Source organism: Shinella sp. OV683 (assembly GCF_057787725.1).
In genome coordinates, this window is record NZ_CM173543.1 from 595,114 (window position 1) to 619,732 (window position 24,619).

Sequence of the window (24,619 nt, forward strand, 5' to 3'; positions counted from 1 at the left end):
CCTATTTCCTCGTCTTAAGTTTGGTCGCGTAGGCGCCGATGCATTTGCCCTGATCGAGGCCGAACTTGATGGCTGCGCGATAATGGATGCCGCCATAGAGGCGCGAGATGCCGGCCTCCTCGGCTGCAGCCCAAAAACTCTTGAATTTGCGCGGGATCAGGCCATCCGCCTCGTGCGTGTGGTCCTCGAAGGCGTAGTTTTCGCCGAACAGGCTCGCGAGCACCACGGCCGCGGCACCCGATTGTGTCGAGTGGCCGGAGGGATATTCCGGGAAGGGCGGGGTGATCAGCAGCGCTTCCCATTTCGGGTCGATCAGACGCTTGATGTAGGTGATGGGGCGCACCAGATCGTATTTGAACTTGGCGTCCCAGCAGCCAATGAAGCTGTCGGCCAGCGTCACGCCAAGGCGGGCAAGCACATCGACGCTGCGCTCGACATCGGCATGCTCATGGTCCAACACCTGCATGGCGATCGAGATCCAGTGGCCCGGCGGGGTGGGCGACAGCATCGGATCATCCGACCAGAAGCGGGCGATGGCGCGCTGGTCGGGCGTCAGTGTGTTGACGGTGTCGTAGACCTCGTAGCCTTGCTTGTAGAATTCGGAATTCTTGTCCTCGCTGTATTGCGGCGGGGGAGGCAGGGGGCAGGTCGCGCCATTCGGCATGGCGAAGGTGCGGTTTTTGCTCCATTCGGGCAGCAGCGGAAATTGCTGCTGGGAGATCTTGCTGGTCGGCACCCAATGCGCCGGGCCGGGCGTCAGCTTGTATTCGAGCGGAAAGCCCATGTTTTCGATGACGGCGCCGCCGTCGGTCATCGACCATTCAAGGACATGCTCGGCGACTGCCTTGCCGTGCGCCTCGCTGCGGGCGATGACGTCAGCGGCCACGCCGTCGGACACGTTGGCGCGCATCTTCTTCGACATTGCCGCGAGCGCCCGCTGGCCGGTCGGGCCGGTATGGGTGAAATAGCTCTGGGCGGCAAAGGCGATTGCCGCGTTCAGTACCACCGCTTCGTCATAGGTCTTGCCGGCTTCGCGGCTCGGGCTGGGCGTCAGGCCGTTTAGCTGTCCCGAAAGCGAGATCATGTCTTTGGAGCCGGTGGCCGTCGCCTCGAACATGGTCACGCCGAAATAGGCGAACGATCGGCTGGCGACGGGGGGCGAATAGGTGGGCGTGTGGCGCACCAGTTCCAGCACCAGCTTGTACCAGTTGCCCAGCACCTGTTCCGGTGTCTTGCGGGCAGCCTCGGCTGACGTCGCGCTCAAGGAAATGGCGCATGTTAACACCACAGTCATCGCCAAAGCGGCGATCTGACGTACGAATTTCATGTAGTTCCCCCAAATGTGCCGCTTGTACTTTTTTCTAGCTCACACACCATGATTAAGCATGCCAGGCAGGCTTTCCGCAAGAGGGCTGCAAGCGCTAGTTCGCATGGATGGTTAAAGCCAAACGGCCCCGGGCTTTCAGAGCCCGGGGCCGCCAAAGTTCTGGTTCGCGCATCGGTTCAAGCTGCGGCGATTGCCTGCTCCAGATCCGCAAGAATGTCTTCGGGATGTTCAAGCCCGATCGACAGCCTGACATAACCCGGCGTGACGCCAGTTGCGAGTTGGTCATCGGCCGAGAGCTGCGAATGGGTCGTGGCGAGGGATGGATCGCCAGCGAGCGGGCGTCGCCGATATTGGCGACATGATAGAACAGTTGCAGCGCATCGATGAAACGGCGGCCGGCTTCGCGACCATCTTTCAATTCGAACCCCACCAGCGCGCCGAACCAGCCCGGCTTCAGGTATTTTTCCGCTCGCGCCTTGGCGACACCAGACTGGAATTTCGGGAAGATGACGTTGGAAACCTTGGGATGCGCCTTGAGGTAATCGGCGACGACGATGGCATTTTCATTGTGCTGCCTCAGCCGCAGCGGCAGTGTTTCCAGGCCCTGGATGAACTGGAAGGCATTTTGCGGGCTGATCGCGGCGCCGAGATCGCGCAGCAGAACGGCACGCGCCCGGAAGATGTAGGGCAGGAAGTCGATGGCGGCTGCCTTCTGGATCCATGTTGCGCCCTGATAGCTCGAGTCAGGCTCGTGCAGTGTCGGCAAGCGCTTGGGATAATCGCCGAACGGAAAGGTGCCGCTCTCGATGATCGCGCCGCCGATCGACGTGCCGTGGCCGCCGATATATTTGGTGGTGGAATAGACCACGACTGCGGCGCCGTGCTCGAAGGGTCGGATCACCAAGGGGGCTGCGGTGTTGTCGACGATCAGTGGAATGCCGAAGCGGCGACCGACGCTGGCGACCTCCGCAATCGGGAAGACTTCGAGCTTCGGGTTGGGCAGGGACTCGGCATAGTAGGCGCGGGTGCGATCGTCGGTGGCGCGGGCAAAGACTTCGGGATCGGTGGCATCGACAAAGCGGGTTTCGATGCCGAAATTCTTCAGTGTTGCGGCAAACAGCGCCCAGGTGCCGCCGTAGAGGCCGGCTGCACTGACGATGTTGTCGCCGGCACGGGCGAGGTTTAGCACGGCGAATGCAGACGCTGCCTGACCGGAGCTGACCGCAAGGGCGGCCGCGCCGCCTTCGATCTCGGCAAGACGCTGCTCGAAGGCATCCTGTGTCGGGTTGGACACGCGCGTGTAGAGATGACCGGCGGCTTCGAGCGCAAACAGCTTGTCGGCGCCTTCGGTACCCGGCAGCTGATAGGACGTCGTCTGGTAGATCGGAACGGCAACGGCACCCGATGTCGGGTCGAAGCGGTAGGAGCCGCCATGCAGCGCGATGGTTTCCGGATGACGACTCTTGAAGAGCGCGCTGCCGTGTGGTGCCGCCGGAGCGACGATTTCGTCCGGATTGTTATGGATGTTCATGGAAATCTCCTTGAGGTGATTGTCTTGAGGCTCAGGCCGTTTCGGTGATCTTTTTCTGCTCGGCGATCAGGTCGGAGTGATGGGCTTCGGCGACATCCGGATGGGAGCGCAGCCGTGATTTGAGGAAGTTGCGGCCGACCTCGTTGAACAGCGGATTGAGCGGGTCCTGGGTGACGCCGCGCACTTGCTTCTGCAGATCCGCCGGCAGCGTCAGTACGGGCACCGTGGCGGCGAGGTTGGCGCCGAGGAAGAAAGCAACCGACAGCCGTTCCTGGCCGGCCGGCGGGGTGATGACGCGGTGGATATTGGCGCGCAGGAAGCCGTTGGAGGCCATTTCCAGCAGCTCGCCGGTGTTGATGACGAACGTGCCGCGCACCGGCTTTGCATCGATCCAGCCGCCGTTTCCATCATCGACCTGGAGGCCGCTGACGACATCCTGCAACAGGATGGTAACGAAGCCGCTGTCCTTGTGGGCGCCCACACCCTGGTCGGTTTCGGTTTTGTCTCGGCCGGGATACCGGATGATCTTGAGAAGCTGGTTGGGGCCGCCGTCATAGACCGGCTCGAAAACGTCGGGCGATTGGCCGAGCGCCTCCGCATAGGCCTTCAGCACGCGGATGCCGACGGAAGTCACGTCCTCGATCCATTGCTGGATGACAGGCTTGAGTTCGGGCAGGGCGGAGGGAAACTGGTTGGGCCCGACCAGCCGTTTCCATGCGGGATCGCCCGATTTGACATCCAGCTTTTCGCGCTCTGAGCCGAAATCCACCTGCTCGCGCCAGTCCTGCGAGCCGCGGGTATATTCAAGCCCGGCGCGGTTATAGCCGCGGAAATGCGGTGATTTCTTCATCTCGATTTCGAGCTTCTGCTGCTCGGGCAGCGCGAAGAACTGCTTCGACAGCGCAATCACGGTATCGATGCGTTCCTGCGGAATGCCGTGATCGGTGAGGTAGAAAAAACCGAACGTCCGGGCGACCTCGCGCAACTGTGAAAGCGCCACGTCACGTTCAGGGTGGGATGGTGAAAACCGCTCAAGACTCAGTAGCGGCAATGATTGTTCTGCTGTCACGACTCAACTCCCCTATGCGCCAACCCGGAAGCGTGCCTCGAAAGCCAACTTCCACGAGTGATGCTCGCTGATGATTGTCGACGATAGGCTCGCAAAGCGAGATTGGCAATATTGTCTATAAAAATGATATAAAACTCTGATATTAAACGATAATATAAGAATGTCGCGCAATCCTAAGTGACGAATTAGCAAAGAAATTCCAGCAAGCTCCGCCAGCACGACGATTGCATTCCAAGCTGTCGGTCAAAGTTAGAATATAAAATCTATAAAAATTATTGATTAAAAGAAAATGCCAGATATGCTTTAGGCATCGAAGGCTGCAAGGGGCAGCATCAAAGCTTCACGAGGCTCTCACATGACCGAAGAGAACAGCAAATCCGCCAAGTCGAAGGCCAGCGTTTCGCGCCGCACCGTGCTCAAGGGCGCGGTTGCCGGCGCCGGTGTGGTCGCCGCGGGTGCCGTCACCTGCAACGCACTCTTCACCCCGGCGATCGCCGGTCCGGCACCGAAGATCCGGCTGGCCTGGACGGAAGTCGCAGCCTGCCATTCTCCTCTCGGTTTCGGCGTCGCCAAGGGGATCTACAGCAAGCATAATCTCGATGTTGAGTTGTTCTACCAGGGCGCCAGCGGCCAGACGCTTATCCAGGCGCTGGCCACCAACAAGGCCGATGCCGGTGCCGGCCTGATCGGCGACTGGCTCAAGCCGCTGGAGCAGGGCTTCGACGTGAAACTGTTCGTCGGCTCGCATGGCGGCTGCCAGCGGCTGATGGCGTCCAAGGCTTCGGGGATCACCGACCTCGCCGGCGTCAAGGGCAAGACGATCGCCACTTACGGCATCGGCGCGCCGCCGCAGGTCGCCTTCCAGGTGACGCTGAAGAAGGCCGGTATCGACCCTGAGACCGACGTGACGTGGAAGGCCGTGCCGTTTGAACTCGTTGGTGAAACGGTCAATCGTGGCGATGCCGACTTGGCTGCCCATCTCGACCCCTGGGCCTATTCGATTGAGAAGCAGTTCGATTTCAAGCTGATCGCGGACACCCAGACGGGCGTCTACGAAGGTCATACATGCTGCGTGCTCGGCGCCAGTGGCGAATTCCTGAAGGCCAACAAGGATGCGCTGCGTCGCCTGGCGGAAGCCAATATCGAAATCCACGAATACACGGCAAACCATCCTGATGAGGTTGCCAAGTGGTATCTCGAAGCATTGAAGCCGGCCGGCCTCAGCCTTGAAGACCTGACCGCCGTCATCAGCAACCTGCGGGCTCACAATCATCCGATCGGCCCCGAACTGGTCGAGCAGATCCGCATCACGTCGGAAGACCTCAAGCTCGTCAAAGTCCTCGATTCGACCACCGATCCCAAGGAATTTGCCGAGCGGATCACGGTCAACCTGTTGGCATAAGGAATAGAATGATGACGGACGCCGCGCCGACCTATGTCGACGACCTGACATCACCGCTTGCGCTTCGGCAAAGCGTGTGGCTGCCGGGTTTCATAGCCGCCTTCTTCTGGGCTCTGACGGCGATCGTCACTGTTGCCTTGCCCGACGTCGTGGTGTGGGGCAGCGCCGACCTGTTTGCAATTATCATGGGGGTGGGAGCCGCAGCCTTAGCGGGTCTCGCCTTCGCAGTGCCGCGGCTCGGCAAATTCGGTGACCGGGTTGCCTATTATGGTCCATGGCTGATCGCGCTCGGCGTCTGGCTGCTGCTCTGGGAATATTCGACCGCCAAGACCGGCTTCCTGCCCAAACCATTCTTCTCGCCGCCGCATGGACTGCTCAATGTCTATGTGGTGGAGTGGCAACGACTGCTGATCTGCATCGCCTACACGCTCAGGCTCTGGATTCTCGGCTTCTTTTCCGGTGTGACCGTCGGCTTCGCACTCGGCGTGGCGCTGGGCTGGTCGGTGCGCTTCAACTACTGGGGCATGCCGATCCTCAAGCTGATCGGTCCGGTGCCGGCCACCGCATGGATCCCGGCAGCGTTTTATTTCTTCCCCACGACCTTCCAGGCCTCGATCTTCATCGTCGCGCTGTCCTGCGGCATTCCCGTTGCCATTCTGACGGCGGCCGGCGTCGCCTCGGTCAACAAGGCCTTCTACGATGTCGCCCGGACGCTGGGGGCAAACTCCCGCTATCTGGTGCTGAAGATCGCCGTGCCGGCAGCCCTGCCGCACGTTTTCGTTGGTCTTTTCATGGGGCTCTACTCCTCGTTCGCGGTGCTCGTCGTCGCCGAAATGCTCGGCGCGAAGTACGGGCTCGGATGGTACATCCAGTTCCAGACGGCCTATTCGGGCTACGCCAATGTCTATGCCACCATCATCATCATGGCCCTGCTTTGCTCGGGCATCATCAAGCTGCTGTTCGTGGCGCGTGACTGCCTGCTGACCGGCCAGGAAAGAGGGCTGATCTGATGAACATTGCCGTCAAACCCGCCACCACTGAACGGAGGGCGATTGCACTCGATGTTAGAGGTGTATCTCACCATTTCGAGATCAATGGCGAGAAGCTCGCCGTGCTCGACAATGTCGACCTCAACGTCAAGCCGGGCGAATTCATCGCATTGCTCGGGCCTTCCGGCTGCGGCAAATCCACCCTGCTGAGGCTGGCGGCCGGGCTCGATACGCCGCGTTCAGGCGTGCTGCTCGAGGAGGGCGTGCCGATCACCGAGCCTGATCCGTCGCGCATCCTGGTGTTCCAGGACCCGACGCTGTTTCCTTGGCGGACGGTGCGCAAGAATGTTGCCACTGGACTCGAAGCGCGCGGATTGCTCAAGACCCACGGCCACCGCGTCGATGAGGCGCTGCGGATCGTCAAGCTCGAAAAATTCGCCGATGCCTATCCCAACCAGCTTTCGGGCGGCATGGCCCAGCGCGTGGCGATTGCGCGAGCGTTGGTCAACGATCCACATCTGTTGCTGCTCGATGAGCCCTTCGGCAAGCTCGATTCCTTGACGCGGCTTGGGCTGCAGGGCGAGTTGACCAAGCTCTGGCGGGATGTCGGTTTCACTGCGATCCTGGTCACTCACGATGTCGAGGAAGCGCTGCTGCTCGCCAACCGGATCATCGTGTTCAGCGACAGGCCGGCGCGCATCGTTGCCGAAATCCTGGTCAACAAGCCCTATCCACGCAAGCGCGACGACAAGGATCTCGTGCATCTCCGTCAGAAATTGCTCACGAAACTGGGCATCCATCATGACTAGAATGTCCGTGCCCAACGTGCTGCTTCTGTCCGGTGCCATCCTGACCGCACTGGCCGTTGGCTGGTGGTGGGTGGTGTTTGACGAGCTGGTGAAGACCAACACCATGTCGCTCAGTGAGATCGTGCCATGCCTGGTGCGGGATTCCGACATCTGCTCGCTGGCGCAATCGGTCTGCCGCGAGGAGCATTTCCTGAATATCCGCAAATATTTCGTCCAGGCCTTCTGGGTATCGGGTGCACTGTTTGTCGGCGCTGTCGCCATGCGCTCTATGCCGTCCGAAAGCGAAGGCTAGCCCAGCATCACTCCGTATCCAAGCAACTTCCAAGGAAAGGTCAAGTCATGGGTTCCCAGGCTGAAAACAAGATCGACTACACGGTGCATCCACGTGTCAATTCGAGCGATCCCGTTCCTCCGCGCCCGCATCCGATCAAGTCAGCGCACATCATCAAGACGGATGCAGAGGCGATCGAGATCGCCCACGAACTGGCGGCGGAGTTCGCGAAAGGTGCCGCTTTCCGCGATCGCGAGGGGCTGTTGCCGCTCGAAGAACTCGACCGCTATTCGCAGAGCGGCCTCTGGGGCATCAATGTGCCAAAGGCCTATGGCGGGCCGGGCGTCTCCTATGCGACGCTGGCCGAAGTCATCAAGATCATCGCTGCAGCCGATTCCTCGATTGCCCAGATCACCCAGAACCATCTGGCGATCTCCGGCCATATCGATCTCGACGGCACGGAAGCGCAGAAGAAGGAATTCTTCGGCTGGGTGCTGAAGGGCCTGCGGTTCGGCAACGCTTTTTCCGAACTCAACAGCAAGACCGTGGCTGCCTTCGAGACCAAGGTGGTCAAGAACGGCGCGACAGCGACGGTCAACGGCGAGAAATTCTACACGACCGGCGCGCTGCTCTCACACATCATCCCGATCGTTGCCGTCGATGAGAACGGTCAGGGCTTCCTGGTGTTCACCGAGCGCGATGCGCCGGGGATCATCGTGACCAACAACTGGTCGAGCTTCGGCCAGCGCACCACCGGCTCCGGTGGCGTGCGGATCGAAAATGTCACGGTGCCGATCAACCGCCTGCTGCCGGTGGCGGCCTTCGAACGCCCGACGATCGCCGGTCCCGTGTCGCAGATCATCCAGGCGGCCATCGATGCCGGTATCGCCAAGGGCGCGATCGAGGACACGATCGCCTTCGTCAGGACGCAGTCGCGTCCCTGGATCGACAGCGGCAAGGAGACGGCCGGCGAGGATCCGTTCACGATCTCGGCTATCGCCGACCTCCAGATCCGCCTGCACGCGGCCGAGGCGCTGCTGGAAATTGCCGGTCTGGCGATCGACAAGGCCAATGCCAATTCGACCGAAGCCAATGTCAACGAAGCAACGATAAAGACCGCCGAGGCCAAGGTGCTGACCACCGAGGTTGCCATCCAGGCCACCAACAAGCTGTTCGAGCTTGCCGGCACCCGTTCGACGCTCGCGCAGCACAATCTCGACCGGCATTGGCGTAACGCCCGTGCACATACTCTGCATGACCCGGTGCGCTGGAAGTATTTCCACGTCGGAAACTACTACCTGAACGGCGTCCAGGCGCCGCGTCATCCCTGGAGCTGAATTTTTGCACGGGCGCCCTTTCGCGAGGGCGCCCGGTCTTGCCCCGGCCATTCAGCGACCTATATCAAATCCATCCACATGATCGACGGGGGCCAGGATGACTGAACGGCAATTGCGTCTGGGCGCTTTCATGCGACCCGTCAGCCTGCATACCGGCGCATGGCGCTATCCCGGCGCCTATCCGGACGCCAACTTTAATTTTCACCACATCAAGTCATTTGCGCAGAAGCTCGAGGCCGCGAAGTTCGACGCCTTTTTCATGGCCGATCATCTCGCCGTGCTCAACATGCCGGTCGAGGCCTTGCGGCGCAGCCATACGGTGACGTCGTTCGAGCCGTTCACGCTGCTTTCAGCGCTGGCTGCTGTGACCGAACGGATTGGCCTGGTCGCCACGGCGTCCACGACCTATGACGAGCCATATCACATCGCCCGGCGCTTTGCTTCGCTTGACCATATCAGCGGCGGCCGCGCAGGCTGGAACATAGTCACCACCTCTAACCCGGACGCCGCACTGAATTTTGGTTTGGACGCCGATGTCGAACACGGCGAGCGCTACAAGCGTGCGCGGGAATTCTACGATGTCGTCACCGGCCTCTGGGACAGTTTTGCCGACGATGCCTTCATTCGCGATCGCGACAGCGGCATTTTCTTCGACCCGGCCAAGATGCATGCGCTCGCTCACAAGGGTGACGAACTCAGCGTGCGCGGTCCACTCAACATCGCGCGACCGCCGCAGGGCTGGCCGGTGATCGTGCAGGCGGGTCAATCCGAGCCGGGCCGGCAGTTGGCGGCGGAAACCGCAGAGGTAGTGTTCTGCGCGCCACGGGATCTCGCCGGCGGCAAGGCGCTTTACGCCGATATCAAGGCGCGCATGGCAGCGATCGGCCGCAACAAGGATCATCTCAAGATCCTCCCAGCCGCCTTTGTCATCATCGGCGATTCCGTCGAGGAGGCCAAGGCGAAGCGGGCAACGCTCGACAGCCTCGTACACTACGACAGCGGCATTGCCTCGCTGTCGGTCTCGCTTGGCCACGATGCCTCGGGCTTCGATCCCGACAAGCCATTGCCGCCGATCCCGGAATCCAATGCCAGCAAGACCAGCCGCGCGCAGGTCATCAAGCTCGGCGAGGACGAGGGCTTGACCGTGCGCCAGCTTGCGCAGCGGCTGGGCGGATATTCGGGGCTCGCCTTTGTCGGTACGCCGCAGACGGTCGCCGATGAGATGGAAAAGTGGCTGCATGAAGAGGGTTCGGATGGCTTCAATGTTGTCTTCCCCTACCTGCCGCAGGGACTTGATGATGTGACCCAGCGGCTGGTGCCGGAACTCCAACGTCGCGGCCTGTTCCGGAGGGAATATGAGGGCACGATGTTGCGAGATCATCTGGGCCTGCCACGGCCGGCCAACCGCTTCTTTCCGGAGTGATCGCTCACCTGCTCCCCTTGGCCTGAAGCCGAAAACACGCTATCAGCGCAGCGTCGGTGCGCATCTCGCCTGACTGGTGTGGGAGCGGACCCGTGAATGCGACTGAGGTAAAGAACGCTGTCGGCGCCGATTGGGCGGCAATTGCCGTGGTGATTTTCGGCGTCACAGCATTCAGCATTTCCCAGGGGCTGACCTATCCGCTGATCTCGTTGGTGCTTGCCGCGCGCGATGTATCGCCCGGCATGATCGGCCTCAACGGTGCGTGCTTTGCCGCCGGCATGGCGCTGTCAGTGGTGCTGGTTGGGCCGATCACGCGCAACATCAAGGGGCACCGGCTGATCGTCGTCTCACTGCTCGGCGCATCCTTCAGCCTGGCGATGTTTGCGAGTTTCGACGCCCTGTGGGTGTGGTTTATCGCCCGTTTCGTACTCGGCTTCAGCGCCAGCCTGATCTTCATGATGAGCGAGGCCTGGCTGAACACAGCCTGCCCGGATCATATTCGCGGGCGGGTGACGGGGCTTTACGGCGCGAGCCTCTGCGCAGGCTTTGCCGCCGGGCCGATGGCCATTCCGCTGTTCGGCACCGAGGACGGTTTCGCCTTTGCGCTGCTCGCCGTCTATGTGGCGTTCGTGGCCTTTGCCAGCGTCATCATCAGCCGCAAGGCCTATACCGAGCCGCCGCGCGCGGCATCGGGCACATTCCTGAAATTCGTGTTTGCCGCGCCTATGCTGGTCGCCATGGTGCTGGCTTTCGGCTTTGCCGATATCGCCGCAATCTCCGGTATGCCGGTGTATTTCACCAAGCTCGGCTATTCACCGACATTCGCTGCCATGAGCGTCACCATCATGGCGCTGCCGACGGCGATTGCCCAGCCATTCGTGGGTGTGCTGCTCGATAAGATGTCGCGGACGCTCGTGGCGGTGGTGACATCGCTGATCACCGCTTTCTGCTTTCTCATCCTGCCGTTCCTGCAGTCGGACATCGCGATCCTCATCGACTTCGCCGTCATCGGCGCGGCGAGCCTGGGGCTCTACACATCTGCGCTGACGCTGCTCGGCGAGCGCTACAATGGCGGCATGCTGGTGGCGGGAAGTGCTGCTTTCGCGATGGCCTATGCCGCAGGCAGCGCCGGCGGCTCGACGACATTCGGCCTAGCCATGGAGGCGTTTACGCCAGCAGGTGGGCCAATCACAGTCGGCGTCGTCATCGCGTTCTTCTTCGTTGCTTTCGTCGTGGCTCTGCTGCGGAAGAGGCGGCCGGAGGCGGAGTGAGCCGCAACGCAGTCGCTGCGGCCCATTGATCTCACAGAGAATTACTTCTGCGCGGCGATAATGCCGATTTCGATCTTGTATTGCGGAGCGGCCAGTTTGGCCTCGACCGTGGCGCGGGCCGGCGTGTTGCCAGCCGAGACCCATTTGTCCCAGACCGAGTTCATCTCGGCAAAGGTGCTGATGTCGGCGAGCCAGATGGTGGCCGAGAGGATGCGGGTCTTGTCCGAACCGACCTCTTCCAGCAACGCGTCGATCTGCTTGAGGATATCGGCAGCCTGCTCGGCGACCGACGTGCCATCGGCATTGTCGGCAACCTGGCCGGCGAGGAAGACGAAACCATTGTAGGTGACGGCATCGCTCATGCGCGGGCCTGTGTGATAGCGCTGAATATTCATGTCATTCTCCATCTCTCATGCGTGATACGCGGATTTCACCCTCCCGCGGACGGGTTGGCCTGCAACTAGCAAAATGACGGCGAAGTCGATAGGGAAATTTTCGCTGAGGGCTCGTCACTTGGCTTTCTGCTGCATATTTATCGTTCGTTTTTTCCAATTCGGCACGGTTTCGTTTCCCTTTCCGGCAAAGCGAATCTAAGGTGTGATTGAGCTGTGCAAGTGGCTCGAAAGATTGCGCTTTTGGCTGGGAGGAGCTTTGAGTTGGGGGGGGATATACCGAGGTTTGTCATCGTCGGGGGCGGTACGGCTGGCTGGCTGGCCGCTTTCATCATCCAGGACAGTTTGAAGCGCAGGAAGATCGACGCGAAAGTTACCGTCATCGAGTCCTCGAAGATCCCGACCGTCGGCGTCGGCGAAGGCTCGACCGCGGCTTTTCGAGTGATGATGCAGTATTTCAAGCTCGATGAATTCGAGTTCCTCCGCGAGACCGGGGCGACCTTCAAGCTCGGCATCCGCCACAAGGATTGGCGGCGCAAGGGTTTTACCTATGACGGTCCGATCGACGATCCACATCAGGTCGTTGCAGCGCCCAAGGGCGCTCCATCGGACTATCTCAATGTCTTTGGCGTTGCCGCTGGCCGCAAGCTGCAGGACATGCATCTGTTCGGCCCGCTGCTGGAACAGCGCAAGGCGCCTTATGCGTTGAAGGACGACGGGTCGCTGGTGGCGCTCGGACCGTTCCATCATGCCTTCCACTTCGATCAGGCGCGGGTCGGGCAATTCCTGAAGAAGCGATCGAGGGGTGTCGAGATCATCGATGCTACGATCGCGGGCATCGAGAGGGATAGCGAGAGCGGCGATATCCGTACGTTGGTCTTCGACAATGGCGAGAAACTCGACGGCGATTTCTTTATCGATGCCTCGGGTTTCCGCAAGCGTTTGATCGTGCAGGAGCTGAACGCACCGTGGCTGTCCTATGCGAAGGAATTGCCGGTCAACCGCGCCATGCCCTTCTGGCTGGAGATCAAGGAGGGTGAGGAGGTCGCCAACTACACGCTGGCGCATGCGATGGGGTCAGGCTGGATGTGGCAGATCCCGACCCAGTGGCGCTATGGCTGCGGCTATGTCTATTCCGACGAGTTCCTCGATCCGGAGGGTGCCAAGCGCGAGATCGAAGCGGCTCTCGGCCGCGAGATCGAGGTGCGCGACGACATCCATTTCAAGATCGGCCGTCTGGAGATGCCGTGGGCTCACAATTGTCTCGCAGTCGGGCTGAGTTCGAGCTTTCTCGAGCCGCTGGAGGCGACATCGATCCATGGTTCGGTGGTACAGTTGATGTTGTTTGCCGATCGGTATCTCAAGCATCCCGATGAGATGACGGGTGCCGATCGCGCCGACTACAACAAGCGCTTCGGCCGGCAGGTCGACGATTTCCGCACCTTCGTCAATACCCACTATGTCACCGAGCGCGACGATACGCCGTTTTGGCGAAATGTACGTGCCGAGCGGCTGCATCCCGAAACGAAGGAACGGCTGGGGCGCTGGCAGAAAGAGATGCCGAGGCGCGAGCATTTCAGCGATTTTCTCAACGGCCTGCCGCATGTCGAGACGCAGCTGCATTATCCGGTGCTGGATGGGCTGGGCCTGCTCGATCCGACGGTGGCACGGGCTGAGATGGATCGCGATCCCGCGCTGAAGAAATTCGCTCGCGAAGCGGCGGATGGCTTGGTGAAGGAATATCGCCGGGCGGCGTCAAAGGCGTTGGGGCATCGGGAATTTCTGGAGAGGGTGAATGAGCTGTGAGGGTGGCTCTGGCTCCCTCTTCTCCCCAGCGGGGAGAAGGTGGCCGAAGGCCGGATGAGGGGGCTCACAATGTACAAAACGTCCGTCGTTTGCGCTTCGAAGCCCCCCTCATCGCCTCGCATTCGCTCGGCACTTCTCCCCGCGGGGGAGAAGTGCCGCCTGTGGGCCTCACGTCGCCACTTCGAACGCCGCCTTGACCAGCTTGCTGGTATATTCCGTTTGCGGATTGGACAGCACGTCCTCGACCAGGCCCTGCTCGGCGATGTTGCCATGCTGCATGACGATGACCCGGTGGCAAAGCGCGCGAACCACCTTGAGGTCGTGCGAGATGAACAGGTAGCTCAACCCCCGTTCGGCCTGCAGCTTGCGGAGCAGATCGATGATCTGCGCCTGCACCGAGAGGTCGAGCGCCGAGGTCGGCTCGTCGAGCAGAATGAATTCCGGTTCGACCGCGATGGCGCGGGCGATGGCGACGCGTTGGCGCTGGCCGCCGGAGAATTCATGCGGAAAGCGCGACAGGATATTGGTCGGCAGGCCCGAACTCCTGAGCGCATCGCGCACCCGGTCCAGCCGCTCAGCCTTATTGGCGCCGATATTGTTGACGATCAGCCCTTCCTCGATGATCTGGCCGATGGTCATGCGTGGGTTGAGCGACGAAAAGGGGTCCTGGAATACGACCTGGATTCGGCTGCGGAGCGGACGCATTTCCTCGCGGGAATTCTTGGTGATCGGCGTGCCGTCGAACAGCACCTCGCCACTATCCATATGGATCAGCTTTATCAACGCCTGACCGAAGGTGGTTTTGCCGGAGCCGGATTCCCCCACCAAGCCCAACGTTTCGTGCTTCTTGAGCACGAGGCTGAGACTGTTGACGGCGATGAGATCCTTGTATTCCGGCCTGAAAAAGCCGCCGGATTTCAGCACATAGGCGACGCGGACGTCGCGGCCCTCGAGCAGGATCGGTGAATTGTCCGGGATCGGATTGGCGCGGCCGCGCGGCTCGGAACCCAGCAGATGCTGGGTATATTCGTGGCGCGGATTGGCAAACAGTGCCTCGGTGGTGTTGTGTTCCTTCACCTCGCCGCGGCGCATGACATAGACGTAGTCGGAGAACTGCCGGACGACTGTCAGGTCATGGGTGATGAGGATCACCGCCATGCCGTGGGCCTTCTGCAGGTCGCGGATGAGGTTGAGGATCTGCGCCTGCACCGTCACGTCGAGTGCGGTGGTCGGCTCGTCAGCAATCAGCACATCGGGATTGTTGGCGAGGGCGATGGCGATCATCACGCGTTGGCGCTGGCCGCCGGACAGCTGATGCGGATATTGCTGCAGCCGCGCTTCCGGATCAGGAATCTTGACTTCCTTCAGAAGCGCAAGCGCCCGGTCACGGGCCTGGCTGCGGCTGACGCGATTGTGAACACGGATGGCCTCGATGATCTGGCTGCCGATCGTATAGACCGGATTGAGCGAGCTCATCGGCTCCTGGAAGATCATCGAGATGCGGTCGCCGCGCAGGCTGCGGCGTTCGGCCTTGGAGAATTTCAGGACGTTGCGGCCGTTGTAGTCGATTTCCGAGCCTGCCGCTATCGTCGCACGCTTGCTGAGCAGGCCCATGATCGAGCGCGCGGTGACCGATTTGCCCGAGCCGGATTCTCCGACAATGGCAATCGTCTCTCCGCCATAGACATCGAAAGATACGCCCTTCAATGCCTCGACTTCACCGGCTTCGACCTTGAAGCGGACAGCGAGGTTCTTGACCGCGACGGCCGGCACGTCGGTCGTCTCCTTGCGGTCGAGGCGGTAGGGCGGTGCGAATTGTTCGTCAGTGGACATGTCGCGCCTCAATAGGGGTCAATGGCATCGCGCAGGCCATCGCCGAGCGCATTGAACGCAAAGACGGTGACCAGCACGGCACCCACAGGCGCCAGGATCCACGGATAGGAGCCGATCACCGAGTAGTTGGATGTATCCTGCAGCATCAGGCCCCAGGAGATCAGCGGCGGCTTGACCGCAAACCCGAGGAAGCCAAGGAAAGATTCCAGCAGCACGACATTGGGGATTGCCAGCGTCACCGCGACGATCACATGGCTCATCACATTGGGGAAAATGTGCTGGAAGATGATGCGCCTGTCGCGGGCGCCGATCGCCATCGCCGCCTTGACGTAATCGACGCGAGCGAGCGCCAGCGTCTTGCCGCGCACTTCTCGCGACAGCTGCGCCCAGCCGAGTGCCGACATCACGATGATCACAAAGGCGAGGAACACGTTGGTCGGCGCGGTGACTGGGATCAGCGAGGTCAGTGCCAGATAAAGCGGCAATTGCGGAAAGGCGAGTACGAGTTCGACAAAGCGCTGGACCCAGACATCGAATTGGCCACCGAAATAACCCGACACCATGCCCACGGTCGTGCCCACCACGGTGATGAAGAACACCACGGTCAGCGCGATCATCAACGAGATGCGCGAGCCGTAGATGACGCGCGACAGCACATCGCGGCCAAACTTGTCGGTGCCGAGGAAATGCACGGGCTGACCATCCAGCGTGCCGAAGAAATGCCGGTCGAGGTTGAACAGACCCCAGAGGACGGGATACTCGAAACCCTTGACGAAGAAACCGAGTTCGATCGGGTGATCAAAATCCGGCGCCATCAATGGCTGGAAGGTGACGGGATCGAGGTCGGTGCCTTCCACCATCTGGTAGATGCGCGGACGAAACGAGAAAGCGCCGTCCTTGCCGGTGAAGTGGATCGCGTCCGGTGAGGCGAACCCGTTGTCTGTCGCCTTGGGATCGACGGGCGCGAAGAACGGTGCGAACACCGACATGACCAGCAGGGCGATGACCAGAACCAGCCCGAACATGCCGGTCCAGGAGCGGCGGAGCCTGCGCCAGACCAGTGCCAGGTAGGTTTCGTTGCTGGCGTCGGCAGCGGCGTCGGCAAGCGGCTTCAGCGTATTTTCCGGAGGTGCGAGAATGCTCATCGGCCGGCTCCCAGGCGAATGCGGGGGTCAAGAGCCACGAGCAGCAGGTCGGCGATGATGTTGCCGATGATCAGCGTGACGGAAAGAACCAGCATGAAGGTGGCGGTGACGTAGACGTCCCCGACATACATGGAGCTGACGATGGCCGGACCAACCGTCGGCAGCGCGAAAATGATGGCCGTCTCGATCTCGCCGGTCAGCATGTAGGGCAGCACGACGCCCTGATACATGACCAGCGGATGCAGCGCATTCGGCACTGCGTGCTTGAGAATGACCTTGGACTCCGACAGGCCCTTGGCGCGTGCGGTCTCGACGTATTGGGCGTTCAGCGTGTCGAGCAGATTACCGCGCATGACCCGCATATTGTAGGCAAGTCCGCCGAATGTGGCGATCGCCACGACTGGCCAGACGTGCTGAAGGAGATTGACGAACTTGCCCCAGGACCACGGTGCACCGCCGTACTTCGCCGAGAAGAAGCTATTGATCTCGCTGACATTGAAATGGAAGACGAGGATGTAGACGATGATCAGCGCCATCAGGAACCTCGGTACAGTCATGCCGAGGAAGGAGATGGCCGAGATCAGCTGATCTGCCCAGCTGTATTGCCGGGTGGCGGCAATAATGCCGAGAGAGATCCCGAGGATGGATGCCAGGATGTGGCAGGTGAGCGCCAGCAGGATGGTGCGCGGCAAACGCTCGCCGACCACGTCCGCTACCGGCTTGTTGTAGAAGAAGCTCTGTCCGAAATCGCCGCGGCTGACGATGCCCCAGATCCAGTTGAAGTACTGCGTCACCATCGGCTGGTCGAGACCGTGCGCCTGTGCATAGGCCTTGGCCTGTGCGTCAGCGGCTGCGAAGGAAGCGCCGCCCTGGTTGATGAGCTGTGAGCGAATGTAATCGCTGTAGTCTCCCGGCGGCGCCTGGATGATCGCAAAGGTCACGATGCTCAGGATGATGAGCACGGGGATGGCCGAAGCGATCCGGACGAGAAGAAATCGAAACATGTCGACCTTTCAGGTGGCATGAAGACTTTCATAAGTCTTGAGAAAGCGGGTCCCGGAACCTCGCGAAGAGGATCCGGGACCCACCCGGGAGAACCGCTTACTGCAGCGGATTCTTGTCGCCTGGCTTGCCGACCATGGTTTCCTTGTGCAGTTCGAAATCCGACTGCTTGTCGGCAGGAACATACACCCGCTCGCGGATGATGTTGTCTTCAGCCCAGTTGAACATGAAGATCGGGGCGCCGTTCGGAATGTTGGCGAACCGCTTGTTGATGATCAACGCACCGGGATATTCCGTCAGGCCGACGCCGTTGATGTTCTCGGTCGAGACCTTCTGGTATTCCTTCATCAGGTTGGCGCGTTCCACCGGATCGCCCGACTTGATGAATGCGTTGACGAGTTCAACCATCTTTTCCTCGAAAGGCAGCCTGTCGACCTTGTCATCCTTGCCGGCACGATGGAACCAGCTGGTCTGTGGGCCGGTCGTGGCCAGAGCCGAGGTGTTCTGCACCGTGGAGGTGATCTCGGAATCGTGGCGTCTGATCAGCCAGTCGAACTTGCCGGCATACTCGCTGGCATCGCGCTTGGTGCCGTCGAGCGTGTTGAGCACGACGCGAATGCCGAGCTTCTCCATTTGCCCGACCACGCCTTCCGCGAGGTTCTTGTCCGTGCCGTAGTCACCGTTGACGAGCAGTGTGATCTCGACGTCCTTGCCGCCCTTGTCGGCGGGGAGGTTGACGATACCGTTGCCATCGGTGTCTTTCAGGCCAGCCGCTTCCAGTTCCTTCTTTGCCTCATCGAGGCTGAAGGGATAGTAGACCGTCGAGGCGCGGTCGTAGAAGTTGTTGCCCGAGGACAAGCCACCTGGATAGATAGAGGTGAACGGTCCCTTGACGAGCGCCTGGCCGAGCTTCTGCCGATCGACCGCCATCGTTACAGCCTTGCGGAAATGGAGATCCCGATTGAGGTTGCGGACTTCCTGGGCTCGTTCGTCAGGATCACCCCAGCCATTGGCCGACAAGTTCATGTAGAGGTTGTAGCCGATGAGGCGGGCGCCGAATGCCAAACGCGCAGGCGCCTTCGGGTCAGCGGCACGCTTGAGCGATTCCACGAAATTCTCAGGCTGCTCGAGGTTCGAGAAGTCGCCCGATCCGGCCACTGCCTGCACGTCGCGATCCGACCATGTAGAGAGCTTGTAGTGCATCTCGTTGAGGTAAGGCAGCTGGTTGCCCTTGTCGTCCACCTTCCAGTAGTAGGGATTGCGGCGAAGCACGATGATGTCATCCGGCCGATATTCCACCACGCCCCAGGCGCCCATGGTCGGGAAGTTCAGGTATTCCGGCGGAAAGGCGTTCTTGTACTGCTCGTAGGTGTTTTTCGAATATTTCGGATGCTGCGGCTTCAAGAGATGCGCCGGGCCTGGGCAGAATGTGCCGTAGGCCATTGCATAGATATATTGCTTCGGGAAGGCTTCCTTGAAGGTCCATTCGACGGTGTAGTCGTCGATCTTCTTGAGCGTCGTGCCGGCACCGAAGGTCTCGACCGAAGCGGGAACCAGCGGCGTGACGTTGGGATCGACGACATTGTCATCCCAATAGAACATCACGTCTTCGCTGGTAAACGGCACGCCGTCTGACCATTTGGCACCTTCGATCAGGTGCATGGTGAGAGTGTGGCCGTCCTTCGACCATTCCCAGCTCTTGGCAAGATTGGGCAGCGGCTCAAGCGCCTCGGGCTTGACTTCGAACAGCGGGCCGGTGCGTGTCAGGCACTCCGAAAGACCGATATCGATGCCGCCCCAACCCTGGCTCTGGCCAGCGATGAAGTTCCAGCCTTCCGGCCGGCCACCGATGACGTGGCGCATGACGTCGCCGTAGACGCCGATGCCATCGACCATGTTGGTTGATTTGTAGACCATCGGCTCCTTGGGGAGACGATCTTTGACAGCAGGCAGCTTACCGGCCTTGACGAATTTCTCGGTGACCCAATCGGGCTCGTGATAGTCGGGCAGTGCCTTGAATTCGAGGATGTCGCTGCCGAGCACGTAGTCGACCTTGCCCTGCGCGGCGAAGGTCTTTGGCTCCGGCGGCGATTCCGCATAGGACGATGCAGCGCTCAGCGCGATGGCCGAGACGCTGACGGCGAGCGCGAGGCTCGTCTTGATCAGATAGTGCGTGTTCATCTCTTCTCCCATTTTGTTTGGCCGGCCTTTTGACCGGTTTTCCCCTCATTCATTCCCGTGGGTGCAAGCCTCCACCTGCGCCCACGGGTATTGGTGGCGTGATCAGCTGGCCTTGGCGAGCTTTTCAGCCTTCAATTCATCAATCGAGCGCACTGCGCGGCGCGCCGATCCCGCCCATTCCTTGGTCTTGACCTTCGGGTTCTTCAGCCGCTCGCGGGCGGCGGGAGTGGCGTCGGCATATTGCGGCAACCAGGCGGCTTGCGCCACCAGCATTTCATCGACCATCTGCCAGATCTCATCGGGCGTCGAGATCGCGCCGACCAGCGGGTCGTGCAGCATGGCGAGCTTGAGGAGATCGACATCGCCGCTGATCGCGGCATGCACGCTCATGCGCTGTACGTTGATCGACGACATGCAAGTCGCGGCACAGGCTTCCGGCAGGGTGATGCCGGCGGCCATGTTGAGCCCGAAGCGGTCCACGAAACCGGGGGACTCGATGATCGCATCTTCCGGCAGGTTGGTGATGATGCCCTTGTTCTTGACGTTGAAGTGGCCGCGATAGACCCGGCCCGTTTCCAGTGCCTCGAGAATGTGGCTGGCATGCTCGTTGGAACGCTCGTACTGGCTGAAGGGTTTTTCGGCTTCCTTGAGGAATTCCGGAAACTCGGTCTCGAACCAGTTGCGGTTTTCGGTGGTGTAGCGGAGATAGCCGCCGGTCTCGCCGTGGATCCAGTCGGACATATCGATCCATTTGGTGATCTCGTCGGGCCGCTTGCGATACCAAGGCAGGTATTCGGAGAGATGGCCGTTGCTTTCGGTGGAATAGACACCGAAGCGCTTGAGCACGTCGATGCGCACCTTTTCCTGCTTGGAAAATACCGGATGCGCCTCGAAAGCGGCGACCAGCTCATCCTTGCTGACCTTGCGGCCGCGCAGGCGGACATCGACGAACCAGGTCTGGTGATTGATGCCGGAGCAGATGAAATCGAGCTCGCCGGGGCCTGCACCGAGGATCTCGGCGATCTGCTCGCCGCCGTGCTGGACGCCGTGGCAGAGGCCGATCGTGTCGACCTTGCCGTATTCGATTGCCGCCCAGGTGTTCATTGCCATCGGGTTGGCATAGTTGAGGAACTTGGCCCCGGTCTCGGCCACGGCATTGATGTCGCGGCAGAAATCCAGGATCACCGGAATGTTGCGCTGGCCATACATGATGCCACCGGCGCAGATCGTGTCGCCGACGCACTGGTCGATGCCGTAGGAAAGTGGGATGCGGATATCGTCCGCATAGGCTTCCAATCCGCCGACCCGGACGCAGGAAAGAATGTAGCGCGCACCTTCGAGCGCTTGTCTGCGATCGGTTGTCGCAGAAATGCGAACCTTGAGGTTATTTGCGTCCTTGATCCTGGTCAGCAAGGTCTGAATAAGGGAGAGATTGTGCTCTGACATATCGGTCAGGGCGAACTCGACGTCCTGGAACTCCGGCACCGACAGGATATCAGTGAAGAGTTTGCGGGTGAAGCCGACGCTACCGGCTCCGATAATAGCGATCTTGAAGGTCATCGTTCGTACGCCTATGAAATATTCGCAAATGCGGCAGAAACCGCCCTACGAATCCGGAAAAATGCGTGCAGGAAGAACATCCAGTTGCGGCTGCCTCCTCGTGCTGCCGCCTGTTTCCTCCATCCTCAGCTTGAATATGCCGACAATCCATGAGATGGAAAAGGGAGCGATTGTGCTATTGATGGTAATTTTATGCTGCAAAAGTTGATCGAACACGGACATGGGATGAAAACGGTGTCGCTACCGCGTGCGCGACATCCGCTGCATGCGATGCCGACGAGCACGGGCTATTCGCTGCAGACCAGCCCAAGCTACATCTGGGATGGCAGGGCGCGGGGGCAGACGCCGTTCACGGTGCTGCAATATACGATCAGCGGCATGGGAACCCTGCGCTACGAAAACCGGATCATGAAGATCAAGCCCGGCGAGGCACTGCTCGTCGTGGTGCCGCACAATCACTGCTATTGGCTGGAAAAGGGCGACGAATGGGAGTTCTTCTGGATCTCCATGCACGGCACCGAAGCGCTCCGCATCCATGAGATCGTGCTCAACATGCAAGGGCCGGTGCTCAAGCTGAAAAGCAATACGGTCGACAAGCTCGCTAGCTGCACACTTCGGCTGATGGAGAACACGACGGACCTGCCCGGCGAGAGTTCGGCAATCGGCTATGAGGCGGCGATGGCGCTGTTCGACGACACTTTCGGCCCGTCGGAGCGTCTGCCGGCCTCGGAGAATTCGCTGACGCGCGCCAAGCAATATGTTTCGGCCAATATGGGCAGCGAATTGACCGTGGATGTGCTGGCCAAGGTCGCCGGTTTGAGCCGTGCGCATTTCTCGCGCAGTTTCGCCAGCATGACCGGGCTGGCACCCGCGGAATATGTGCTGCAGGAACGGATGAAGCGCGCGGCCAAGCTGCTCATTGCCAATCGCGACCTTCCGGTGAAGGAGATCGCAGCGCTTTGCGGCGTACCCGACAACAACTACTTTTCGAAGGTTTTTCGTCGGACCTACGATATCAGCCCCACCGATTTTCGCGATACGGGCATGTATGCCACACGCCGAAAAGGTTAGCGGCCGAGGCCGAAACAGGGCTGCAATTTCGAGTGGCAAGCGTCTGCAAATGTGGTATCGCGGACTCGAACGATGATCGTTTGACTGGAATGAGTGCGATGTCTCCAATTCATGCCCGGCCCAAAAGTTTTGCTCCCGTCGCGCGGTGGTCGAAACTCCTGATCATTCCAGTTCTCATCACCTTGCAGGCCTGCCAGAGCCATGCCGTCGGTGTCATGACTCCGACGGCCAGCGCCGAAAATGGCGGCCAGTCGATCGTTGATATGCTTGTCATCACCAGCCGCAGGCCTTCCGGCGATCCTGCCAGCCTGTTTTCTGGCGAACGCAGCCCCCAGCCGACCATCACCGATGTCGCAGTCTCCATTCCTTCCGACAAGCACAGGGCCGCGGGCTCCGTTCAATGGCCCAAGAAGCTGCCGCCCAATCCCGAGACCGACTTTACCGTCGTGCGGGTGGAGCCGGTGCCGACCGTGGTTGAAGCGCACAAATGGGTTCGCGTGCACCGCAAAGGTGGCCGGGCCATGGTGTTTATCCACGGATTCAACAACACATTCGAAGATGCCGTGCTTCGCTATGCGCAGATCGTCCATGATTCCGGCGCGGATGTCACTCCGGTGCTGTTTACCTGGCCGTCGAGAGCCAGCTTGTTTGACTATAACTACGACAAGGAAAGCACCAATTTCTCACGTACGGCGCTTGAGCAGACGTTGAGAGGGCTGTCGAAGGATCCCTCCGTCAACGACATTACCGTGTTGGCCCATTCGATGGGCACTTGGCTGGCGATGGAATCGCTTCGACAGATGGCGATCCGCGATGGTCAGATCTCACCCAAGATCAAGAACGTCATCCTTGCCTCTCCGGATATCGACGTCGACGTGTTTGCCCGGCAATTCTCGGAACTCGGCGACAATCGCCCGAATTTCACGCTGTTCGTTTCACAGGACGACAAGGCGCTGGCTCTGTCACGCTATATTTCCGGCGACGTGCAACGACTGGGCCAGGTCAACCCCGCCAGCGAGCCCTATAAGAGCCAACTGGAAAGAGCGGGTATCACCGTTGTCGATCTGACCTCGGTCAAGACGGGTGACCGCCTGAACCACGGCAAGTTCGCCGAGAGCCCGGAAGTCGTGCAGTTGATCGGCAAGCGTCTCGTGGACGGGCAGACGTTGACGGATTCCCAGGTCGGCCTCGGCGAAGGGCTGACAGCCGTGGTTGCTGGAACGGCTGGCAATATCGGCAAGGTGGCCGGTACGGCAGTCTCGGCGCCGGTGACGGTGCTGACGCCCAGGAAAAAGATCGTCAAGCAGATAGACGACATCGACCAGACCCTCGAAGGTGCCAAGCCGGTGATGGAGTAAGCTGCGCAGGCGACCGGAGACGTCGTAGCAGAGGAATGAAACGGGGTGTTGGCTTACCCTGCGCGGCGTCCGGAACGCACGATGTAGATCGCCGCGCCGGCAACCATCAGCGCCAGCGCAAACCATGTGATCGCGTAGACCAGATGATTGTTGGCAAACCGGATGATGGTCAGGCCACCGACCGGCAGTCCGCCCGGATTGGGCGTTGAATCGGCGTCGATGAAATACGGAACGACATTGGCGATGCCTTGCTTTTCCGCAATCGCGGCGACGTCGCGGGAGAACCAGCGATCTGCAGTCGGGTCATTGCTGCGCAGGAATGCGCCTTTTGGCTCCGAGAGCCGCAGTAGGCCGGTGACGGTGGAAGGGCCTGCGATCTCGCTTTGTTTGCGATCAGCCGGTTGACGCTTGTCGCTGGGGACAAAACCGCGGTTGACCAACATGACGCTGCCGTCGCCAAGTGTAATCGGCGTCATAACCCAGTATCCGGGGCCGAGTTCAGTCGAGGCCTGGACTAGCGTTTCCTTGCTGTAGTCGAAGTTGCCGGTCGCCTGTACATGTAGATATTCCTGCTCCTTGGCGTCGAGACCCACCCATTGCGCACGGGTCGGCGGCGCAATGGCAGCGGCATGCACGCGGGCATCGACGCGGGCAATCAAGTCGAGCTTCCACGACAGGCGCTCGATCTGCCAGATGCCGAGGGCGCAAAAGCCGGCAAACAGCACGAACATCAGAATGCCGAGAATGGCGCGGGTCAGCGGCGATCGGCGTGTGGTGGCTTCTTGGGGCAGCGGCTGGGTCATGGCTCACATACGAAAAGGGCGGCGTTTCCGCCGCCCTGT

19 protein-coding genes and 1 pseudogene are annotated in these 24,619 nt (G+C 60.5%); 10 read left to right on the top strand and 10 right to left on the bottom strand.

Annotated features, from left to right (window positions below; all coding sequences use genetic code 11):
• Nucleotide 1: 1 nt before the first annotated feature.
• The 3 genes and pseudogenes from ACXHRN_RS02900 to ACXHRN_RS02910 all read right to left on the bottom strand — a co-directional run bounded on the left by ACXHRN_RS02900 (nt 2) and on the right by ACXHRN_RS02910 (nt 3,927).
• Nucleotides 2-1,327, bottom strand: a complete 1,326-nt coding sequence (locus tag ACXHRN_RS02900) for a vanadium-dependent haloperoxidase (protein ID WP_488639847.1) — start codon at nt 1,325-1,327, stop codon at nt 2-4.
• Nucleotides 1,328-1,503: 176 nt separating this feature from the next.
• Nucleotides 1,504-2,831 (bottom strand): annotated as a pseudogene (locus tag ACXHRN_RS02905) (O-acetylhomoserine aminocarboxypropyltransferase/cysteine synthase family protein).
• A gap of 58 nt (nt 2,832-2,889) precedes the next feature.
• Nucleotides 2,890-3,927 (bottom strand): isopenicillin N synthase family dioxygenase, encoded by a 1,038-nt coding sequence (locus tag ACXHRN_RS02910; RefSeq protein ID WP_488639848.1) that lies wholly within the window; start codon nt 3,925-3,927, stop codon nt 2,890-2,892.
• Between the two features lie 355 nt (nt 3,928-4,282).
• Between ACXHRN_RS02910 and ACXHRN_RS02915 the strand changes: the two genes are divergently transcribed.
• The 7 genes from ACXHRN_RS02915 (at nt 4,283) to ACXHRN_RS02945 (ending at nt 11,429) form a co-directional block, all read left to right on the top strand.
• On the top strand, nt 4,283-5,329 hold the full coding sequence (locus ACXHRN_RS02915; protein ID WP_488639849.1) for an ABC transporter substrate-binding protein: 1,047 nt from the start codon (nt 4,283-4,285) through the stop codon (nt 5,327-5,329).
• Nucleotides 5,330-5,337: 8 nt separating this feature from the next.
• Nucleotides 5,338-6,339, top strand: a complete 1,002-nt coding sequence (locus ACXHRN_RS02920; RefSeq protein ID WP_488639850.1) for an ABC transporter permease — start codon at nt 5,338-5,340, stop codon at nt 6,337-6,339.
• Entirely contained in the window at nt 6,339-7,127 is a 789-nt protein-coding gene (locus ACXHRN_RS02925) for an ABC transporter ATP-binding protein (RefSeq protein ID WP_488639851.1), read from the top strand. Before ACXHRN_RS02920 ends, ACXHRN_RS02925 begins: the two co-directional genes overlap by 1 nt.
• Nucleotides 7,120-7,419 (top strand): hypothetical protein, encoded by a 300-nt coding sequence (locus tag ACXHRN_RS02930; protein ID WP_488639852.1) that lies wholly within the window; start codon nt 7,120-7,122, stop codon nt 7,417-7,419. The genes ACXHRN_RS02925 and ACXHRN_RS02930 overlap by 8 nt, the downstream gene beginning before the upstream one ends.
• A 47-nt stretch (nt 7,420-7,466) precedes the next feature.
• Nucleotides 7,467-8,735, top strand: a complete 1,269-nt coding sequence (locus tag ACXHRN_RS02935; protein ID WP_488639853.1) for an SfnB family sulfur acquisition oxidoreductase — start codon at nt 7,467-7,469, stop codon at nt 8,733-8,735.
• Between the two features lie 97 nt (nt 8,736-8,832).
• Nucleotides 8,833-10,158, top strand: a complete 1,326-nt coding sequence (locus ACXHRN_RS02940; RefSeq protein WP_488639854.1) for an LLM class flavin-dependent oxidoreductase — start codon at nt 8,833-8,835, stop codon at nt 10,156-10,158.
• A 92-nt stretch (nt 10,159-10,250) separates the two neighbouring features.
• A complete protein-coding gene (locus ACXHRN_RS02945) occupies nt 10,251-11,429 on the top strand; it encodes an MFS transporter (protein WP_488639855.1) in 1,179 nt (392 codons plus the stop codon).
• A gap of 41 nt (nt 11,430-11,470) precedes the next feature.
• Here ACXHRN_RS02945 and ACXHRN_RS02950 read toward each other — a convergent pair whose 3' ends face one another.
• Nucleotides 11,471-11,824, bottom strand: a complete 354-nt coding sequence (locus ACXHRN_RS02950) for a RidA family protein (protein ID WP_488639856.1) — start codon at nt 11,822-11,824, stop codon at nt 11,471-11,473.
• A gap of 261 nt (nt 11,825-12,085) precedes the next feature.
• Here ACXHRN_RS02950 and ACXHRN_RS02955 point away from each other — a divergent pair, with 261 nt between their 5' ends.
• Entirely contained in the window at nt 12,086-13,627 is a 1,542-nt protein-coding gene (locus tag ACXHRN_RS02955; protein WP_488639857.1) for a tryptophan halogenase family protein, read from the top strand.
• A 168-nt stretch (nt 13,628-13,795) separates the two neighbouring features.
• Here the strand turns inward: ACXHRN_RS02955 and ACXHRN_RS02960 are convergent, their stop codons facing one another.
• The 5 genes from ACXHRN_RS02960 to melA all read right to left on the bottom strand — a co-directional run bounded on the left by ACXHRN_RS02960 (nt 13,796) and on the right by melA (nt 21,348).
• On the bottom strand, nt 13,796-15,460 hold the full coding sequence (locus ACXHRN_RS02960; RefSeq protein ID WP_488639858.1) for an ABC transporter ATP-binding protein: 1,665 nt from the start codon (nt 15,458-15,460) through the stop codon (nt 13,796-13,798).
• Between the two features lie 8 nt (nt 15,461-15,468).
• Nucleotides 15,469-16,605 carry an ABC transporter permease gene (locus ACXHRN_RS02965; RefSeq protein WP_488639859.1) on the bottom strand — a complete coding sequence of 379 codons (1,137 nt, stop codon included), beginning with the start codon at nt 16,603-16,605 and terminating at the stop codon, nt 15,469-15,471.
• The gene (locus ACXHRN_RS02970) at nt 16,602-17,609 is read right to left on the bottom strand and encodes an ABC transporter permease (RefSeq protein WP_488639860.1); all 1,008 of its coding nucleotides are present in this window, start codon (nt 17,607-17,609) and stop codon (nt 16,602-16,604) included. Before ACXHRN_RS02970 ends, ACXHRN_RS02965 begins: the two co-directional genes overlap by 4 nt.
• A gap of 97 nt (nt 17,610-17,706) precedes the next feature.
• Nucleotides 17,707-19,788, bottom strand: a complete 2,082-nt coding sequence (locus tag ACXHRN_RS02975) for an ABC transporter substrate-binding protein (RefSeq protein ID WP_488639861.1) — start codon at nt 19,786-19,788, stop codon at nt 17,707-17,709.
• 102 nt (nt 19,789-19,890) lie between these two features.
• On the bottom strand, nt 19,891-21,348 hold the full coding sequence (melA, locus tag ACXHRN_RS02980; RefSeq protein ID WP_488639862.1) for an alpha-galactosidase: 1,458 nt from the start codon (nt 21,346-21,348) through the stop codon (nt 19,891-19,893).
• A gap of 225 nt (nt 21,349-21,573) precedes the next feature.
• On the opposite strand from melA, the gene ACXHRN_RS02985 reads away from it, so the two are divergent.
• Both ACXHRN_RS02985 and ACXHRN_RS02990 read left to right on the top strand, forming a co-directional pair.
• Nucleotides 21,574-22,419, top strand: a complete 846-nt coding sequence (locus ACXHRN_RS02985) for an AraC family transcriptional regulator (protein WP_488639863.1) — start codon at nt 21,574-21,576, stop codon at nt 22,417-22,419.
• 98 nt (nt 22,420-22,517) lie between these two features.
• The gene (locus ACXHRN_RS02990; RefSeq protein WP_488639864.1) at nt 22,518-23,777 is read left to right on the top strand and encodes an alpha/beta hydrolase; all 1,260 of its coding nucleotides are present in this window, start codon (nt 22,518-22,520) and stop codon (nt 23,775-23,777) included.
• Between the two features lie 53 nt (nt 23,778-23,830).
• Here ACXHRN_RS02990 and ACXHRN_RS02995 read toward each other — a convergent pair whose 3' ends face one another.
• Entirely contained in the window at nt 23,831-24,580 is a 750-nt protein-coding gene (locus ACXHRN_RS02995) for an SURF1 family protein (protein WP_488639865.1), read from the bottom strand.
• Between the last annotated feature and the right edge of the window lie 39 nt (nt 24,581-24,619).

Bases quoted from the DNA above. Each gene is read 5' to 3' on its own strand.
- ACXHRN_RS02990 (WP_488639864.1), top strand. From the start codon at position 22,518: ATGTCTCCAATTCATGCCCGGCCCAAAAGTTTTGCTCCCGTCGCGCGG.
- ACXHRN_RS02940 (WP_488639854.1), top strand. From the start codon at position 8,833: ATGACTGAACGGCAATTGCGTCTGGGCGCTTTCATGCGACCCGTCAGC.
- ACXHRN_RS02950 (WP_488639856.1), bottom strand. From the start codon at position 11,824: ATGAATATTCAGCGCTATCACACAGGCCCGCGCATGAGCGATGCCGTC.
- ACXHRN_RS02965 (WP_488639859.1), bottom strand. From the start codon at position 16,605: ATGAGCATTCTCGCACCTCCGGAAAATACGCTGAAGCCGCTTGCCGAC.
- melA (WP_488639862.1), bottom strand. From the start codon at position 21,348: ATGACCTTCAAGATCGCTATTATCGGAGCCGGTAGCGTCGGCTTCACC.
- ACXHRN_RS02930 (WP_488639852.1), top strand. From the start codon at position 7,120: ATGACTAGAATGTCCGTGCCCAACGTGCTGCTTCTGTCCGGTGCCATC.
- ACXHRN_RS02995 (WP_488639865.1), bottom strand. From the start codon at position 24,580: ATGACCCAGCCGCTGCCCCAAGAAGCCACCACACGCCGATCGCCGCTG.
- ACXHRN_RS02925 (WP_488639851.1), top strand. From the start codon at position 6,339: ATGAACATTGCCGTCAAACCCGCCACCACTGAACGGAGGGCGATTGCA.
- ACXHRN_RS02970 (WP_488639860.1), bottom strand. From the start codon at position 17,609: ATGTTTCGATTTCTTCTCGTCCGGATCGCTTCGGCCATCCCCGTGCTC.
- ACXHRN_RS02920 (WP_488639850.1), top strand. From the start codon at position 5,338: ATGATGACGGACGCCGCGCCGACCTATGTCGACGACCTGACATCACCG.
- ACXHRN_RS02915 (WP_488639849.1), top strand. From the start codon at position 4,283: ATGACCGAAGAGAACAGCAAATCCGCCAAGTCGAAGGCCAGCGTTTCG.
- ACXHRN_RS02975 (WP_488639861.1), bottom strand. From the start codon at position 19,788: ATGAACACGCACTATCTGATCAAGACGAGCCTCGCGCTCGCCGTCAGC.
- ACXHRN_RS02900 (WP_488639847.1), bottom strand. From the start codon at position 1,327: ATGAAATTCGTACGTCAGATCGCCGCTTTGGCGATGACTGTGGTGTTA.
- ACXHRN_RS02960 (WP_488639858.1), bottom strand. From the start codon at position 15,460: ATGTCCACTGACGAACAATTCGCACCGCCCTACCGCCTCGACCGCAAG.
- ACXHRN_RS02935 (WP_488639853.1), top strand. From the start codon at position 7,467: ATGGGTTCCCAGGCTGAAAACAAGATCGACTACACGGTGCATCCACGT.
- ACXHRN_RS02985 (WP_488639863.1), top strand. From the start codon at position 21,574: ATGAAAACGGTGTCGCTACCGCGTGCGCGACATCCGCTGCATGCGATG.